Source organism: Alistipes sp. CAG:268, from assembly GCA_000434235.1.
Classification (GTDB): domain Bacteria; phylum Bacteroidota; class Bacteroidia; order Bacteroidales; family Rikenellaceae; genus Alistipes; species Alistipes avistercoris.
Genome location: FR891993.1, coordinates 22,765 through 39,128 on the forward strand (window position 1 = coordinate 22,765; position 16,364 = coordinate 39,128).

The 16,364-nt window shown below is 64.8% G+C and carries 14 protein-coding genes; all 14 read right to left on the reverse strand.

Annotation, left to right across the window (positions count from 1 at the left end):
* Positions 1-44: 44 nt before the first annotated feature.
* The gene (gene ftsA / locus QZL63_RS04635) at positions 45-1,565 is read right to left on the reverse strand and encodes a cell division protein FtsA (protein ID WP_022308159.1); all 1,521 of its coding nucleotides are present in this window, start codon (positions 1,563-1,565) and stop codon (positions 45-47) included.
* Between the two features lie 12 nt (positions 1,566-1,577).
* The gene (locus QZL63_RS04640; RefSeq protein WP_022308160.1) at positions 1,578-2,678 is read right to left on the reverse strand and encodes a cell division protein FtsQ/DivIB; all 1,101 of its coding nucleotides are present in this window, start codon (positions 2,676-2,678) and stop codon (positions 1,578-1,580) included.
* 33 nt (positions 2,679-2,711) lie between these two features.
* The gene (murC, locus tag QZL63_RS04645; RefSeq protein WP_022308161.1) at positions 2,712-4,094 is read right to left on the reverse strand and encodes a UDP-N-acetylmuramate--L-alanine ligase; all 1,383 of its coding nucleotides are present in this window, start codon (positions 4,092-4,094) and stop codon (positions 2,712-2,714) included.
* 28 nt (positions 4,095-4,122) lie between these two features.
* Positions 4,123-5,226, reverse strand: a complete 1,104-nt coding sequence (gene murG, locus QZL63_RS04650) for an undecaprenyldiphospho-muramoylpentapeptide beta-N-acetylglucosaminyltransferase (RefSeq protein WP_022308162.1) — start codon at positions 5,224-5,226, stop codon at positions 4,123-4,125.
* A gap of 123 nt (positions 5,227-5,349) precedes the next feature.
* Positions 5,350-6,888 carry a YifB family Mg chelatase-like AAA ATPase gene (locus tag QZL63_RS04655; protein ID WP_022308163.1) on the reverse strand — a complete coding sequence of 513 codons (1,539 nt, stop codon included), beginning with the start codon at positions 6,886-6,888 and terminating at the stop codon, positions 5,350-5,352.
* Between the two features lie 97 nt (positions 6,889-6,985).
* Positions 6,986-8,566: a replicative DNA helicase gene (dnaB, locus tag QZL63_RS04660; protein ID WP_022308164.1), complete on the reverse strand. Its 1,581-nt coding sequence runs from the start codon at positions 8,564-8,566 to the stop codon at positions 6,986-6,988.
* Between the two features lie 120 nt (positions 8,567-8,686).
* Complete coding sequence (locus QZL63_RS04665) at positions 8,687-9,409, reverse strand: ComF family protein (protein WP_022308165.1); 723 nt, start codon at positions 9,407-9,409, stop codon at positions 8,687-8,689.
* The gene (gene priA, locus QZL63_RS04670; RefSeq protein WP_022308166.1) at positions 9,393-11,651 is read right to left on the reverse strand and encodes a replication restart helicase PriA; all 2,259 of its coding nucleotides are present in this window, start codon (positions 11,649-11,651) and stop codon (positions 9,393-9,395) included. Before priA ends, QZL63_RS04665 begins: the two co-directional genes overlap by 17 nt.
* Positions 11,651-12,544: a YitT family protein gene (locus tag QZL63_RS04675; RefSeq protein WP_022308167.1), complete on the reverse strand. Its 894-nt coding sequence runs from the start codon at positions 12,542-12,544 to the stop codon at positions 11,651-11,653. Before QZL63_RS04675 ends, priA begins: the two co-directional genes overlap by 1 nt.
* A gap of 29 nt (positions 12,545-12,573) precedes the next feature.
* Positions 12,574-13,521, reverse strand: coding sequence for a TIGR01212 family radical SAM protein (locus tag QZL63_RS04680; RefSeq protein WP_022308168.1), 948 nt, complete (start codon positions 13,519-13,521; stop codon positions 12,574-12,576).
* A gap of 3 nt (positions 13,522-13,524) precedes the next feature.
* Positions 13,525-14,787, reverse strand: coding sequence for a DNA/RNA non-specific endonuclease (locus QZL63_RS04685; protein ID WP_022308169.1), 1,263 nt, complete (start codon positions 14,785-14,787; stop codon positions 13,525-13,527).
* Between the two features lie 31 nt (positions 14,788-14,818).
* Positions 14,819-15,271, reverse strand: coding sequence for a D-aminoacyl-tRNA deacylase (gene dtd / locus QZL63_RS04690; RefSeq protein WP_022308170.1), 453 nt, complete (start codon positions 15,269-15,271; stop codon positions 14,819-14,821).
* A 4-nt stretch (positions 15,272-15,275) separates the two neighbouring features.
* Entirely contained in the window at positions 15,276-15,962 is a 687-nt protein-coding gene (locus QZL63_RS04695; RefSeq protein WP_022308171.1) for an RluA family pseudouridine synthase, read from the reverse strand.
* A gap of 10 nt (positions 15,963-15,972) precedes the next feature.
* A partial coding sequence (locus tag QZL63_RS04700; protein ID WP_290586034.1) for a cytidine deaminase occupies positions 15,973-16,364 on the reverse strand: 392 nt, incomplete at its 5' end.

Here is a 16,364-nt window from a genome sequence, read left to right on the forward strand (position 1 = left end):
GAGCCCGCCTGAACGGGGCACGGCTACAGATCGCCGGCTGTCGGCTAAATTTCCTCGTCCTCGGCGTGTGTGAAACTGCCGTTGATCTTGTCGATCGCCTTCTGGAAGATCGAGCCCCAGTCACGCTTGCGGCGGGGTTCCGCCACAGGAGTTGCGGGTTTCGGCTCCTCGGACGGCTCCTCGTCGGCCGGCTGCGGCGCAGGCTCGACAGGCGTCGGCTCGACAGGCGTCGGCTCGTGCACCGGACGCGGCGGCACGGGATGCGGCACGGAGGGAGCGCCGAAGCGCGGTGCAGTCGGCGTTCCCGGCTGCCGGGGCACGGCAGCACCCGGACGGTGCAGCTCGGCGGCCGGCACCGAATGGGGCACCGTCGTGGTGGTCACGGGAGCCGCCGGGCGCTCCACGAAGGAGCAGCCGCCCTGCTCGGCGCCCTTGAGCAAGATGCCGACGACGGTCGCATAAGCCGGATCGGCCACCCGGGCCTTCGACACCTCGGTGAGCCCGGCCTCGGGCAGGGCCACCCGCACGTCCATGCCCGTCAGGCGGCGGAACAGTTCATCGAGGTCCTTCAGTTTGGCCGACCCACCCGTCAGAACGATGCCGTAGGCGAGTTTGCCCGAGAATCCCGAATCGCGGATCTCCTGTTGCACGAACTCCACGATATCCGTAGCCCGCGCCTCGATCACCGTGGCGAGGTTGCGCAACAGGATGTCCTTCGCCTCGCGGGCCGTGCGGCCATTGACGCGGATGAGTTTGTCGTCCGAAGCCAGTTCGGCCACGGCCGAGCCGTATTTCTGCTTGAGGCTCTCGACGTGCTTTTCAGGAACGCTCATCGTCCGGATGTCGCGGTTGATAGCCGAGGCGCCCATCGGGATCGAGGCGATGTAGCGTACCACGTTGCGGTAGTAGACCGCCACGTCCGTCACGCCGCCGCCGAGGTCCACCACGGCCACACCCTCCTCCTTCTCGTCGGGGGTCAGCACCGACTCGGGAGCCGCCAGGGCATCGGGCACGACGCCCAGCATCTTGATGCCGAGTCGCTTGAGAGCCATTTCGAGCCGCTGCATCGGGGTCTTGAGGCAGAGAATGAAGTTGAACGTCGAGGAGAGTTTCTTGCCGAACGACCCCACGGGGTTCTGCACCTCCTGGTTGTCGTCCACGACGTAGTTCTGGGGCACGCGCTCCATGATCGACTCGTCGTCGGGAGCCTGCACGTTGCGCATGCGGTCGAAGAGCGCATCGACATCCTTGCGATTGACGCCGTTCTGCGGATCGTAGACGAAGACATGATCCGTATGCCGGGCGCAGCGGACGAAGTCGCCGGAGATACCTGCATAGGCCTCCGTGATGTGGATGCCGCACTGCTCCTCTGCCTCGGCAACGGCATCGCTGACCGCACGGCTCACCAGCTCGATGTTCTCGATCTTGCCGGCATGAACCCCCTCGACGGGTTTTGAAACGGCACATACGACATCGAGCAACCCCTCCGCCGTCTTCTCACCGACGGCGACGACGACTGACGAAGAGCCAAGGTCAATGGCAACGGTATAATTTTTTCTTTCCACGATACAATCCTTTTATTTCTTGCAAACCACCTGATTCCTGTATCTGACATCCACGGTGCGGTAGGCGTCCCACCCGACCGACGAAAGTCCGCTGCGGTAAAACCGCAGCAGTTTGTCGAACTTGCGCTCGGCATCCTCCGGACGTCCGAAGAGGATCGCAAAGCGGCCGCTGCGGGGTGTAAGTTCCAGTTCCAGAGCACCGCTCGAGGCTGTACGCGCGGTGATCTGCACCACCTCCGACCTCCAGAAATCATCCTCCTCGACAAGTTGTACAAAGGTAAGGAGTTTCATGAAATCTTCGTAGCTTTTTTCCAATTTTTTTTGCCGCTCGCGCTCCTTCTCCTGCTGGCGGGCGATCCGCTCGATCTCCTGTTCGATGACCCGTGCCCGATAGCGGTAAAGGCGGCGCAGACCGGCCTTTTTTTCACGCAGCTCCTCGACCCGGGCGTCGAAATCGGACGAACTCTCCATCTTCCACCAGCGGCGTTTGATCCGCATCCGCCGCAGAGCTGCCAGATCGCGGTCATTCTGCAGTTCGCGGCTGTAGAAGGGGTACTTCTCACGCTCGAGCTCGGCAATCCGCCCGTCGATCTCCCGTTTCCGTTCGTCGATCCACTCCCGCACGTCGCCCGAATAGGAGGCCGGGAAGGGCGGCCGGTAGGAGCCGGTGACCACGGGCACATAGAGCGACGAGGCGCGCGGTGCGGCGAAAACCACCCCCTCGGCCGTGGCATAGGCGTTCAACCCGTCGGTCAGCAGGCGCACAAGCGGCTTGCGCTGGCTGATGGAGATGTGGAGTGTCCCGTCGTAGGAGACGTAAACCACGGCCCGGTCCACAAACCCGTTACGGGCGATCAGCCGTTCGATACCCGCCAGATCGACCGCATCAACAGCCGTGCCGACCGTAGAGATTCCACTCTTGGAGATCCAGCGGCGCACCATTTCGACCGAAACCAGATGCCCCTGCGCGGTACTGTCCACCACCTCGATATCGACCCGCCCGACCTTGCGTTCCGACCGGGCACGGCGCGCCGAAGCCGCCGCCCAGATGATGTAGACGGCAACGGCACCCCAGAGGAGCGACAGCAGCGTATATTTGAGCGTGCGGTTCACGGCATCCTGTCCTTTTCAGCGCATGGCCCCCTTTCAGCTTTTGGCGCGCAGCCGTTCGGCCAGCGCATCACAGCAGGCATCGATGTTTCCGGCTCCGAACGAGATCACCACGTCGGTATCCATCCCGGCGACGGTTTCGGCCAGATCTTCGCGATCGACGATCCGGCAGGGCACGGTAACCAGGCCGGCGATCAGCGAGGAGGTCACCCCTTCGATCGGCTCCTCGCGGGCCGGATAGATCGGCAGCAGCACCACCTCGTCGGCGTGCGACAACGCCTCGGCGAACTCCCGGTAGAGATCGCGCGTCCGCGTATAAAGGTGCGGCTGGAAGAGCGCCGTGATCCGCCGTCCGGGGAACATGCGCCGCACGGAGGTGAGCGTGGCGGCCAGTTCGCGCGGGTGGTGCGCATAGTCGTCCATATAGACCTGCTTCGGGGTATTGACATAGAAGTCGAACCGGCGCTTCACACCCGAGAACGAGGCCAGCGCCTCGCGCACACGGCCGGCGTCGAGTTCGCTTCCCTCGGCCTTTGCCGCGCACCACGCCGAGGCGACGGCCGCCACGGCATTCTCGATGTTCACCCACCCGGGAACCCCGAGCGTGCACCCCTCGATGACACCCGACGGCGTCACCAGGTCGTAGCAGTAGTGACCGCCGCCGATGAGCGTCGCACGACGGGCGTAGAAGTCGCACGGCTCGTCGTACGAGTAGCGGTAGACCGTGATTCCGGGATTGTCGATCTTCAGGTCGAGCCCCTGTTTGATGATCAGCGCGCCGCCCGGCCGGATCTGCCCGATGAACTGCGAAAAGGCCTCCCGGACAGCCTCGTGCGTACCGTAGATGTCGAGGTGATCGGCATCGGCCGACGTCACCACCGCCACATCGGGATAGAGACGCAGGAACGAACGGTCGAACTCGTCAGCCTCTACCGCCAGCCTCGGTCCGTCGCCCAGCACGAGGTTGCCCCCGAAATTCTTCGAGATGCCCCCCAGAAAAGCCGAACCGCCTCCGGTCAGGGTCCGGTTGAGCCATGCGACCAGCGTAGAGGTCGTGGTCTTGCCGTGCGTGCCGGCCACGGCCATCACGTATTTGCCGGCAGCCAGGTGGCCGAGCATCTGCGAACGCTTCTCGACCGTGAAGCCGCGGTCGCGGAAGTAGCACAGTTCGCCGTGGTCGTGCGGCACGGCCGGCGTATAGACCACCATCGTGCTCTTCGGATCGAGGAACGGTGCGGGGATGAGCCGCACGTCGTCCTCGTAGTGGATCTCCGCCCCTTCGGCTTCGAGTTCGCCGGTCAGGTGCGAGGGGGTGCGGTCGTAGCCCGCGACCCGTTTGCCCTCGTGGAGGAAATAGCGGGCCAGCGCGCTCATCCCGATGCCGCCGATCCCGAGGAAATAGATATTTTCGAACTCCATAAATCCGTATTGTTTCAACAACCGGCCGCTACCGGTCCATCACCTTCAAAATCTCGTCCACGATGCGCTCCGCGGCGTCGGGCCGCGCCAGAGCCTCGAGGTTGCGGCTCATCGCCGCCAGCTGCTCACGATCCCGCAGGAGCGCCACGGCACGGTCCATCGCCCGCTCGAGACACTCCGCATCGGGCACCACCACGGCTGCCCCCTTCGCCTCGAGCGCCCGGGCATTCTTCGTCTGGTGGTCCTCCGCGACGTTGGGCGAGGGGACGAAAACCACCGGTTTGGCTACCAGACAGAGCTCCGAGACCGTTCCGGCACCGCTGCGCGACACGACCACGTCGGCCGCGGCATAGGCGTAATCCATGCGGTCGATGAAGGCCCCCTGCCAGACATGCGCCGCGGGGTGCGCCGCCAGGAAGGCCTGCATCTCCCGCTCGTAGTACTTGCCCGTCTGCCAGATCACCTGCACGGGGGCCTTGCCCTCCGTGCGGAGAATCCACGCCTTCATCATCTCGTTGAGCGAGCGCGTGCCGAGCGACCCGCCCACCACGAGCACCACCGGGAGGTCGGGCGTGAACCCGTAACAGGCCAGCGCCTCGGCGCGGTCGGCGCCCTGTTTCGAGAAACGTCCGCGCAGCGGATTGCCCGTCAGCACGATCCGGTCGGCCGGAAAGAAGCGTTCCATCCCCTCGTAGGCCGTGCAGATGCAGCGGGCGCGGCGCGAAAGGATCTTGTTCGTGACCCCCGCATAGGAGTTCTGCTCCTGGATGACGGTCGGCACGCCCATACGCTGGGCCGCCCACAACACCGGGGCGCTGGCATATCCGCCGAAGCCCACCACCGCATCGGCCCGGAAGTCGCGGATCGTCCGCCGCGCCAGGCGCAACGAGCGCAGTACCTTGAACGGCACGGCCAGGTTGTGCCAGTCCAGGCGGCGCTGCAGTCCCGCAATCGGCAGGCCCACGATCCGGTAGCCCAATGCCGGGACCTTCTCCATCTCCATCTTTCCCTCGGCCCCCACGAAGAGGAGCTCGACCTCATCGCCCAGACGCCGTTTGAGCGCCTCGGCAACCGCTACGGCCGGGTAGATATGGCCTCCCGTACCGCCACCCGAAAGTATTATGCGTTTCATTCCACGTATCTTCATTTTACCGGTTCCGGCCGGACCGGGAGGGTTCACCGCCGCATCCCGTTTCCGGCCCGCACCATTCATTTCCATCTATTTCACTACATACCGTCCCGGCACGGGCCACACTCAACGCCCCCAGTTGCCGCGGTCGAGCGACCGGTAGTTGATCGCCTCGGCAATATCCTGGGCCGCAACCTCCGCACGGCCGGCCAGGTCGGCGATCGTACGGGCTACCTTGCGGATGCGATCGTAGGCCCGGGCCGAAAGGGAGAGCCGCTCCATGGCCCGCTCCAGCAAGGATGCGGCCGCGGCATCGAGCCGACAGTATTCGTTCAGCAGGGCGCTGTTCATCATCGCATTCGTATGCACGCCCGCCACCCCGCGGAACCGCTCCTCCTGCTCCGCCCGGGCGCGGACGACCCGTTCGCGGATCGCGGCGCTCGGTTCGCCCGGCGTCCGGTCCGAGAGCTCGTTCGGCAGCACGGGAGTCACCTCCACATGCAGGTCGATACGGTCCATGAGCGGCCCCGAGATGCGGCTCATGTAGCGGTGGACCGCCCCCGGCGAGCAGACGCACTCGCGCGTCGGGTGGTTGTAGTAGCCGCACGGGCAGGGGTTCATCGCCGCCACGAGCATGAAATTGGCCGGATAGGCCACGCTGTAGCGTGCGCGCGAGACGACGATCCGTTTCTCCTCGAGTGGCTGGCGGAGCACCTCCAGCACGCTGCGTCCGAACTCGGGCAGCTCGTCGAGGAAAAGCACCCCGTTATGGGCCAGCGACACCTCGCCCGGCTGCGGCGACTGCCCGCCGCCGATCAGGGCCACCTGCGAGGTGAGGTGGTGCGGGGCCCGGAAGGGGCGCTGCGTCATCAACCCGCCCGCATGGCCCTTGCCGGCCACGGAATGGATCTTGGTCGTCTCGAGCGCCTCCTCGCGCGTCAAGGGCGGCAGGATCGTCGGCAACCGCCGTGCCAGCATCGTCTTGCCCGAGCCCGGGGAGCCGATCATGATCACGTTGTGCCCGCCGGCCGCAGCAATCTCCAGGGCCCGTTTCGCGAACGTCTGGCCCTTGACGTCGGCAAAGTCCTCGGCATAACGCTCCGCTGCCGCATCGGACGAATCCTCCGCGGCAGGACGTACCGCCTCGAGCGTCGTCTCGCCGCGCAGTGCCCCGAGCAACTGCCCGAGCGACCCGACACCGAGAACCTCGATCCCCTCGACGACAGCCGCCTCGGCCGCATTGTCCGCCGGGACAACCAGCCTCCGCAGTCCCGCATCGCGGGCGCATACGGCGATCGGGAGCACGCCGCGCACGGGCTTCAGCGACCCGTCGAGCGACAGTTCGCCCACAAACAGCGTCCCCTCGACCGCTTCGGCCGGGATGCGCTCCATCGCCGCAAGGATCCCCACGGCGATCGGCAGGTCGAAACCCGCGCCCTCCTTGCGGAGATCCGCCGGAGCCAGGCTCACGACGGTCTTGCGGCCCGACATCCGCTCTCCGATGTTGTCGAAGGCGGAACGGATCCGCTGTTCGCTCTCCTTCACGGCATTGTCGGGCAGCCCCACCAGGTAGAGACCCAGGCCGCCACCCGTGATATTGACCTCGACGGTCACCTTGACGGCGTCGATCCCGACAACCGCTCCGGCATATGTGCGGACGAACATAACGGTTTCTTCTTATCTATTCTTGCGCACCGGGCCCCGTCGGACGCCCCGACGGAGGCAGCTCCGGCCGCCTGCAGTCCATCGTCTTCGGCGCGCGTCAGAACGGCGCCTCATCATCGAGCGCACGCGGCTTCAGGTCGAACTCCGAACTGCCCGTCGCCGAACCCAGACCACCCGGGAAGCCGCCCGGGGTGACACCGCCCGAAGGCATGCCGTTCGAGCCGCTGGCATAGTCGTCGTAGGCCTGTTGGCTCTCGGAGGCCTGTCCGGGAGGCAGCATCGAATCGTCCATGTCGGCGAAGCGCGCCTGCTCCTTGAGGAAACGCAGGTTCACGTCGCACACGGCACCGTTACGGTGCTTGGCCAGGATGATCTCGGCCATGCCCGCCGTGGGCATGCCGTTCTCGTCCTGGTTGATGCCATAGTACTCGGGACGGTGGATGAAGGCCACGATGTCGGCATCCTGCTCGATGGCGCCCGACTCGCGGAGGTCCGAGAGCTGGGGCCGCTTCGAACCGCCGCGCATCTCGGTAGCGCGGCTCAGCTGCGAAAGGGCGATCACCGGGACGTTCAGCTCCTTGGCAATGGCCTTGAGCGTCCGCGAGATGAAGGCCACCTCCTGCTCGCGGTTGCCCTTCGTATCCTGGTTGCCGGTCATCAGCTGGAGGTAGTCGATGATGATGATCTTGATGTCGTTGTGGATCTTCAGACGCCGGGCCTTCGAGCGGAACTCGAAGACCGACAGCGCCGGCGTATCGTCGATGTAGAGCGGGGCCGAGCCCAGCGGCTTGGTGGCCGACTCGAGGTGGCGCCACTGCTCGGGCGTCAGGCGGCCCGACTTGATGTCGTTGCCCGGGAGGCCCGTCTCGGCCACGATCAGACGCATCATCAGCTGCACGGCCGACATTTCAAGCGAAAAGAAGGCCACGCCCTGCTCGTGGTCCACGGCCATGTTGCGGGCCATCGTAAGCACGAAGGCGGTCTTACCCATCGAGGGACGCGCCGCAACGATAATCAGGTCCGACAACTGCCAGCCGAGCGTCACGCGGTCGAGGGCCATGAAGCCCGACGGCACGCCGTTGAAGGCACTCGTGTTCTTCGAGGCCTCCTCGATCTGCATCAGCGCCCGGGCCAGGATCTCCTTCGACGACTGCACCGACCGCTTGACGTGCCCCTCGGCCACCTTGAAGATCTCCCCCTCGGCGAAGCCGATCAGGTCCGTGACGTCGGTCGATTCGTCGTACGAGCGGCGCTGGATCTCCGTGGCCGAACGGATCAGCTCGCGCTGCACGTATTTCTGGGCAATGATCTTGGCATGGAACTCCACGTTGGCCGCCGAGCCGACCTTCTGCGTGAGCTGCGCCAGATAGGCCGCGCCGCCCACCTTCTTCAGCTCCTTCTTGGCCTTCAGCCGCTCGGTCACCGTGTAGAGGTCGATGGGCTTGAGCTCCATCGACAGTTCCTCGATAGCCTTGTAGATCAGACGGTGCTCCTCGGTATAGAACGCTTCGGGGGTGACGAACTCCTGGACGGTGATGATGCTGTCCTTCTCGAGCATCAGGGCACCCAGCACCGCCTCCTCCAGTTCGACTGCCTGAGGGGGGACGTTGCCGTTCGTTTCGGTCAAAGCATCATAGGCCTCCCGATTGCGGGAGGAGGGTCTAAAATCTTTCGCCATCGTATCGGAATCTTTCAGAGGTCAAAAGTAGCGATTCGTGCCGACATATCAAAACAGAGCAGGCAGAGTTTTTTGCCGTCCCGGCCGAAAGGCGCTGACCGACAGACGATCCGGCCGGGATCACTCCCTGACGCCCAACTCGCGGCGCGAGACGGCGAGTGCGGCGAGGCTGATGCGGCATCCGGGCACGGCACGCAGGATCTCCGAGGCGCACGAAAACAGCGTGGAGCCCGTAGTCATCACGTCATCGACCAACAGGATGTGGCGGCCGGCGAGCCGTTCGGGCCGGCGCACGGCAAAGGCCCCCTCGACATTGGCGGCCCGCTCGCGGCGGCTCTTGAGGGCCTGGCTCGCGGTGTTCCGGCGCCGCCGCACGCTGTGCCGGTCCACCGGAACCCCCAGCTCCGCGGCGATTCCCTCGGCCAGATACTCCGACTGGTTGTAGCCCCGCCGGCACCGCTTGAAGGGGTGCAGCGGCAGCGGGACAACCACATCGATCCCGTCGTAGAGGCCGCTCTCGCGCAGGCAGCGCCCGTACCACACCCCCATCTCCCGGGCCGTGCGCCAAGCTCCGCGGTACTTGAAGGAGTGGATCAGCCGCCGCCAGCCGCTCCCGTGCACGAAGAAGAGAAATCCCGAGGCACGCTCGACGGGAACCAGTCCCCAACACTTGCGCAGCACGGGGTTGTCGGCCTCGCGCCAGTAGCCCGTCAGGGGCGCCGTCGCCCGGCAGAGCGTGCAGACGCACCGCTCGCCGCGTACAAGAGGCTCCCCGCAGACGGCGCAGCGGGGCGGGAAAAACAGCGACGCCAGGTCGGAGAGGATATCACTGAGGATCGACATTGACCACGACGGTGACGGATTTGAAATCGGCGAGGGCGCCGAATCGCGTCAACTCGGCCCCGAGCAGTTCGCGGGCCCGGGCGAAGGAGGCGCCGCTCTCGATCTTCAGGAGCAGCGACAGCAGGTATTCGCCCCGGATGCGGTCCACGGGCGGCGTCATGGGGCCCAGCAGGCGCCTCCCGAAGCGCGTGCGCAGTCCCGAGGCGAGCTCCGCGGCGGCACGGCGCAACAGCATCGGGTCGCGGTGGCGGAGCGTCAGAGAGGTGAGCCGCGCATAGGGCGGGTAAAAGAAGGACTCACGCTCGGCAAGCTGCTCGCAGGCCATCGCCTCGTAGTCGCCCGCCGCAACCTGGCGGATGACGGGATGGCCCGGCTCGGAGGTCTGGATCACCACCTCCCCGCCGTCGGCGCGGCGCCCGGCCCGTCCGGCCACCTGCATCATCAGCTGGAAGGCCCGCTCGGAGGCCCGGAAGTCTGGGTTGTTGAGCAGGTTGTCGGCATTGAGGATGCCCACGAGCGAGACGCCCCCGAAGTCGAACCCTTTGGTGATCATCTGCGTGCCGACCAGTATGTCGGTCCGGCGCTCGGCAAAATCGGCAATGATGGCATTGAAGGCCCGCTCGGAGGTCACGCTGTCGCGGTCGAGCCGGGCCACGCGCGCCTCGGGGAAGACGCGGGCAATCTCCTCCTCGATCTTCTCGGTCCCGAAGCCCACCGGCACGACGTCGGTCACCCGGCACGAGGGGCATTTGGCCGGCACCGGTTCCGTATGGCCGCAGTAGTGGCAAACGAGTTTTGACCCGTTCTTGTGGTAGGTCAGCGTCACGTTGCACTGGGGGCAGCGCGCCGTCCAGCCACACTCGGTGCAGGCGACGTAGGGCGAGAAGCCGCGGCGGTTCTGGAAGAGCATTACCTGCTCGCCCCGGGCAAGTGTCTCGCCGATCCGGTCGAGCAGCAGTTTGTTGAAGTGGGCATGCCGCTCGCCCCGCCGCGCGGCGCGCAGCGTATCGGAAACAAGCACGGCGGGAAGGCGGCCCGCACCGTAGCGCTCGCTCAGTATGGCGTACCCGTACTTGCCGCTCCGGGCGTTGAGCCACGACTCGAGCGACGGCGTCGCGCTCCCGAGCAGCGTGCGTCCGCCGAACAGGCGCGCCATCACCACGGCGCAGTCGCGCGCGTGGTAGCGCGGCGCGGGCTCGGTCTGTTTGTAGCTGGCATCGTGTTCCTCATCGACAATCACCAGTTGCAGGTGTTTGAGCGGCAGGAAGATCGACGACCGCACGCCGACGACAAACTCGCCCCCCTCGGAGCGACTCAGGCGCAGATAGGTCTCCGTGCGGCGGCGGTTCGTGAGTTTCGAGTGGTAGGCGGTGACACGGCTGCCGAAGATCCGCTCCATGCGCTCGATGAGCTGCGCCGTGAGGGCGATCTCGGGGACGAGCAGCAGCACGTCGCCCCCCGAGCGGAGCACCTCGGCGATCAGATGGATGTAGATTTCGGTCTTGCCCGATCCGGTGATACCCTGCAGCAGGGCGGTCGAGCGCCCTTCGGCGTAGGCTGCGCGCAGGGCGGAGAGCGCCTGCTGCTGGTGGGACGTCAGCTCCGGCAGACGGAAGGCCGAGCCGCCGCACTCGACCGTGCGTTCCCGCTCGGCCACGGTGATCCAACCCTTGCGTTCGAGGGTGTGGAGCACACTCCGGTCGGCACGCAGCAGACGGCGAGCCACCTCACCCGTTGCGATGCGGGTCCCGTCGCCGGCCGAGGCCAATTCGAGCAGCGTCTCGTACTGCTTCGGGGCCCGGCGTTCGATACGTTCGCAGAGTTCATGGAAGCGCTCTTCGTCGCACAGCGCGGGAGCCAGAGCGACGTAACTCTCCGTGCGGGGGCGGAACTCCTCCTCAGAGAACTCCTCCTCCGTATCACCCGAAGGCTTCATCAGCGAAGGCAGCGCCACGCGCATCACCTCGCCGACCGTACACATGTAATAGGAGGCAATCCACTCCCACAGCGCACGCATCGGCGCCGAGAGCAGCGGCACATCATAGAGGATGCGCGAGACGGGTTTTACGGTCTTGAAATCGGGACGGCGGTCATGGATCCGCCACACAATCCCGGTGTAGAACCTGCGGGGGCCGAACTGTACGGCCACGGCCTGACCTTCGGCAAGGGAGAGGCCGTCGGGTACGGCGAACGTATAGGCCGGCTGCGCCAGCGGCAGCACGATATCGGCATACCGGGGCATCAGGGTTTGCTGATCGCCTGGAAGCCCTTGCCGTAGACGCCCATCACCGAACCCACCGACATGAAGGCATCGGGATCGATCGTCTTCACGAACTTGAGGATCATAGCGGTTTCACGCTTGCGGCACACCACCATGACCACCTTCGAGCGCTCCTTGGTGTACCACCCCTGGGAATCGAGCAGCGTCACGCCGCGGTGGACATTCTGCGCGATGGCGTCGGCCATCTTTTCGTAGTCGTGCGTGACGATGAGCACCTGGCTCGACTGCTGGTTGCCGGCCATGATCATATCGACGGTATATCCCACGACGGCAGTCATCACGTAACCGTAGATCACCGTATCGATGTGGAATCCGACGAGCAGAGACGAACCGATGATGACGAAATCCGAAAAGATGAGGATCTTGCCATAGCTCACCGTACGGTACTTGTTGATGATCATCGCCACGATGTCGGTACCGCCCGTGGAACCTCCCTGTGCAAAACACAGCGCAATACCGATACCGGCCAGAATACCGCCCAGAATCACCGCGAGGATACGCTCCAGATGGAGGAAGTCGCCCTCCGGGAGCACCGACTGCCAGAAGTTCATGCCCAGGGAGATGACCACCACGCAGAAGATCGTCTTCACGCCGAAGTTCCAGCCGATGATGAATCCCGCGATGAGAAGCAGCACGGCATTGAGGAAGAAGACCATCGTACCGATCTGGATGTCGATGCCGACCTGCTCGAGGGCATGGCACAGCACCAGCGAGAGGCCCGCCGCACCGCCGCCCGTACCCTTGACGGGCATGATACAGCCAATCCAGCCGAACGAGTACAACATCATGCCCAACGACATCAGGAAGTACTCCTTGATGGTTTTCAGGACGGTTTCGAAGGTAAGCGTTTTCATAGGACGCACAGGGTTTAGCGTTACTTTTCCTACAAAGATATAAAAAATTCGCCTTGATAGGCATTGCGTTCGGCCAATCTTTTTTCGAGCAGCGCCCAAAGCTGTTCGTTGCGGATCAGGCCCCAGTTCCGGCCGTAGTGATAGCGCGGCGGCGCCTCCGAGGCGAACCGCTCGACAACCAGGTCGGGACGCAGCCGGCGGAGAATCTCGACGAAGAGATCGATGTACTCCTCGACGGCCCAGAAGCGGAACCGCCCGGGGGAGGCATCGTATTCGGCCGCCATCGGCGTCCCGCGGAAGACCTGCAGCTGGTGGAACTTCACTGTCGTGAGCGGCAGGGAGTTGATCTCTGCGGTCTGCGCGACAAGCTGCGCATCGCTCTCGCCCGGAAGCCCGAGGATGAAGTGCGCGCCGACGGGGAGCCCCCTGGCGGCAGTCATCTCGACGGCCCGCCGGGCGCAGGCGAAGTCGTGGCCCCGGTTCACGGCCCGCAGCGTGGCATCAAAGGTCGATTCGATACCGTACTCGACAGCCACATACCGGTCGCGTGCCAGCGAGGCGAGCAGGTCGAGCGTCGGGTCATCCACACAGTCGGGACGTGTCCCGACGATGAGGCCCGCAACGTCAGGGTGTGACAGCGCCTCGCCGTAGAGCGTCTGCAGCCGCTCAAGCGGCGCATAGGTGTTGGAGTAGGACTGGAAATAGACCAGGTAGCGCTGCGCACCGCGGTAGCGCCAGCGGTGGAAGGCAATCCCCTCGTCGATCTGCTGCCGGATGCTTTTGGCCGGGTTGCAGTAGGAGGGGGTGAAGGCCCCGTTGTTGCAGAACGTGCAGCCGCCGCGGCCGATACGCCCGTCGCGGTTGGGGCAGGTGAACCCGGCATCGACCGAGAGTTTCTGCACCCGCCCGCCGAACAGGCGCCGGAAATAACCCGCATAGGAGTTGAAGCGGCGCGTATCGCCCCACGGATAGGCCATCGGCTACAGGCCCCAGTCGGAGGCTTTGTACGAATCCTTCGGTGCGTTGGGCACGTTCGGGAAGTAGGTGAAGCCGGTGAGCTCCTCCAGCTCGGCGATCGAATACATGTCCTTCGACGAGACCTGCTTTCCCTTGAGGGCATTGTTGTGGCAGCGGACGAAGGCTGCGCACATCAGCTCGTCGGCCGAGCACTCCATCACCGACTTGCCGGTATTGCCCTTCTTGGTCCGCAATACGGCGATGTAGAACATCGTGGGACATGAGACATCGTTCCGGTTGCCGAACGAAATCTTCTTGGGCGAAGCCGTATTGCCGTAACGGTCCTCATAGCGGTCGAAGTAGGTTCCGATCACCAGATAGGTCGTATCGGTGCAGACCTTCGTGTCGATCCAGTCCTCGAGAAGGTTCCAGCCGCCACCTCCGGTATTAAACCCCGAGGAGTACTGTGGTGCAATGTTCGAGAAGTAGAAGACCTGCTCGTTCACCGCCCTCGAATAGGTCCGTTCGGCCGAACCGAGCATGTGGCCATTGTTACAACCGCTGTCAGCTGCCTTGCCGTAGTACTGGATACCCGAAGGGATGTCGGGATCGGCCTTGTAGGCATTCGTCCGGTTGGCAGTCCCCTCGTAGCAGGCATGACGCGGGGCAGCAACCCAGACCGGACAGTGGTGCTCGGCGCTGAAGCAGACCGTGTAGTTGCGGGCCTTGTTGCCGCGGATCGTCAGGTCGGGACAGAGGTGGTAGGCATAGTAATAGTCGCTGTTCGACTCCTGCTCGGCGAGCAGCTCGGGCCATCCGAAGTACCTGGTCGGCCCGGAAACACCGCCACCGTCTCCATCGCCATCACCATCACCATCGCCATCACCGTCGCCGTCACCTCCGCCGTCACCGGGAAGGGTCGTGAACTCGGCGCCGTCGCTCAGGATCCGCGAGGCTCCCAGCTTCACGTAGGCGTGGACCCGATAGCTGGTTTCGGGATCCAGACCGGTCAGGCGGGCCGAAATCGCATTGCGCTCAAATTCGGTGACCTTCACCGTCCGGTAGTCTTCGGCAGCCTCATCGGCCGGACCGTAGGCGAAGCCCCGCTCGAGTCCCGGATAGTCGTTGAGCGTGAACCCGGCCCGGCTGTTCACGTCGGCTGTAGTCGAGCCGACCGAGACCACCTCGGGCAGCGAGAAGCTGAAACGGGTAGCGGCATCGTCCCCCTCCTTGCAGGAGACGCACAGTGCGGCAATGCCGCAAAAAAGAAAAAGTAGCGTTTTCATCTATTATGATACGGTAAAGTAAAAAATTCGGTCAATCCCGGTTTTTCGAGTCCATCCAGATCGTGACGGGCCCGTCATTGACCAGCGCCACCTGCATGTCAGCGCCGAAACGCCCCGTGGCGACGGGTTTCCCGACCAACGCGGCGACCCGCTCGACGAAGCGTTCGTAGAGCGGCCGCGAAACGGGCTCGGGGGCCGCATGGATGTAACTCGGACGGTTGCCCTTGCGCGTGGAGGCCTGCAGCGTGAACTGGCTGACGACAAGCACCTCGCCCCCGGTCTGAAGGAGATCGAGGTTCATCACGCCGGCCTCATCGTCGAAGATGCGCAGGCGCACCAGTTTGCCGGCCAGATATTCCAGATCCTCGTCGGTATCTTCCGTGCCAACCCCGACGAAGACAAGCAACCCCGCCCCGATCCGGGAACAGCACACGCCTCCGATCGTGACGGAGGCCTCGCGAACTCGCTGAATCAACAGTCTCATGGCATCACCGGTTTTCGAAATAGGCCCACAGGTTGTCGCCCGCCGGAACGGGGGCCGTCACCGACACGGGTTCGTGGCGCACCGGGTGGTCGAACTCCACGCAGCGCGAGTGGAGCGAGATGCCGCCCCCGGGCAGCGAGCGCTTCGCCCCGTACTTGAGGTCACCGCGGATCGGGCAGCCGATCTTCGACAACTGCGCGCGGATCTGGTGGTGGCGGCCGGTGAGCAGTTCGATGCCCAGCAGCGTATAGTGCGTCCCCACGCCGAGCGTCTCGTAGCGCAGGCGGGCCTCCTTGGCATCGCCCTTCGGAGCGTCATAGGCCCGCGAGCGGTTGGTCTTGCCGTCGCGCAGGATGTAGTGGCGCAACTCGCCCTGCTCGGGATCGGGCGTCGCCTCGGTCAGCGCCCAGTAGACTTTTCGGATGCGCCCCTCGCGGAGCATCTCGTTGAGGCGCGTCAGCGCCTTCGAGGTCTTGGCGAAGAGTACCGCCCCGCTCACGGGACGGTCGATGCGGTGCACCACGCCGAGGAAGACCTCGCCGGGTTTGGCGTCGCGCCGCTTGATGAAGGCCTTGATCTGGTCCTCGAGGGCGCTCTCACCCGAAGGGTCGGGCTGCACCAGGTCGCCGCAGTGTTTATTGACAATTAGCAGGTGATTGTCCTCGTAGAGAATGTCGTCGGGTGAGAACATCGTCGCAGGGTTACAACTTGAAGGTAAAGGGAAGCAGTAGCGTCGCGGAGGAGACCACCGAGGCCGTTCCGCCGCCGGACATGATCACCCGCAGGGGCGCTCCCTGCCGCCGTTCGACATCGACCAGCACCTGACGGCACTGTCCGCAGGGATAGCACTCCCGCTCGGAGGGGTCCGAAGCGATGGCCAGCGCCTCGATCGGGTCGTCGGCATGGTTGGCCTGCGCATAGAAGAGCAGCGAACGTTCGGCGCAGAGCCCCGCAGGGAAAACCTCGCTCTCGAAGTTGCTGCCACGGAGGATCCGCCCGCTGCGCAGACGCGCCGCAGCGCCGACCCGGAAGTGCGAATAGGCCGCATGCGCCGAAGCCGAAGCCTGCTCGGCCTCGGCGACCAGCCGGCGGG

Excerpts from the sequence above, each read along its gene's own strand:
- murC (WP_022308161.1), bottom strand. The coding sequence starts at position 4,094 with ATGGAGTTCGAAAATATCTATTTCCTCGGGATCGGCGGCATCGGGATG.
- murG (WP_022308162.1), bottom strand. The coding sequence starts at position 5,226 with ATGAAACGCATAATACTTTCGGGTGGCGGTACGGGAGGCCATATCTAC.
- QZL63_RS04655 (WP_022308163.1), bottom strand. The coding sequence starts at position 6,888 with ATGTTCGTCCGCACATATGCCGGAGCGGTTGTCGGGATCGACGCCGTC.
- dnaB (WP_022308164.1), bottom strand. The coding sequence starts at position 8,566 with ATGGCGAAAGATTTTAGACCCTCCTCCCGCAATCGGGAGGCCTATGAT.
- QZL63_RS04665 (WP_022308165.1), bottom strand. The coding sequence starts at position 9,409 with ATGTCGATCCTCAGTGATATCCTCTCCGACCTGGCGTCGCTGTTTTTC.
- priA (WP_022308166.1), bottom strand. The coding sequence starts at position 11,651 with ATGCCCCGGTATGCCGATATCGTGCTGCCGCTGGCGCAGCCGGCCTAT.
- QZL63_RS04675 (WP_022308167.1), bottom strand. The coding sequence starts at position 12,544 with ATGAAAACGCTTACCTTCGAAACCGTCCTGAAAACCATCAAGGAGTAC.
- QZL63_RS04680 (WP_022308168.1), bottom strand. The coding sequence starts at position 13,521 with ATGGCCTATCCGTGGGGCGATACGCGCCGCTTCAACTCCTATGCGGGT.
- QZL63_RS04685 (WP_022308169.1), bottom strand. The coding sequence starts at position 14,787 with ATGAAAACGCTACTTTTTCTTTTTTGCGGCATTGCCGCACTGTGCGTC.
- dtd (WP_022308170.1), bottom strand. The coding sequence starts at position 15,271 with ATGAGACTGTTGATTCAGCGAGTTCGCGAGGCCTCCGTCACGATCGGA.
- QZL63_RS04695 (WP_022308171.1), bottom strand. The coding sequence starts at position 15,962 with ATGTTCTCACCCGACGACATTCTCTACGAGGACAATCACCTGCTAATT.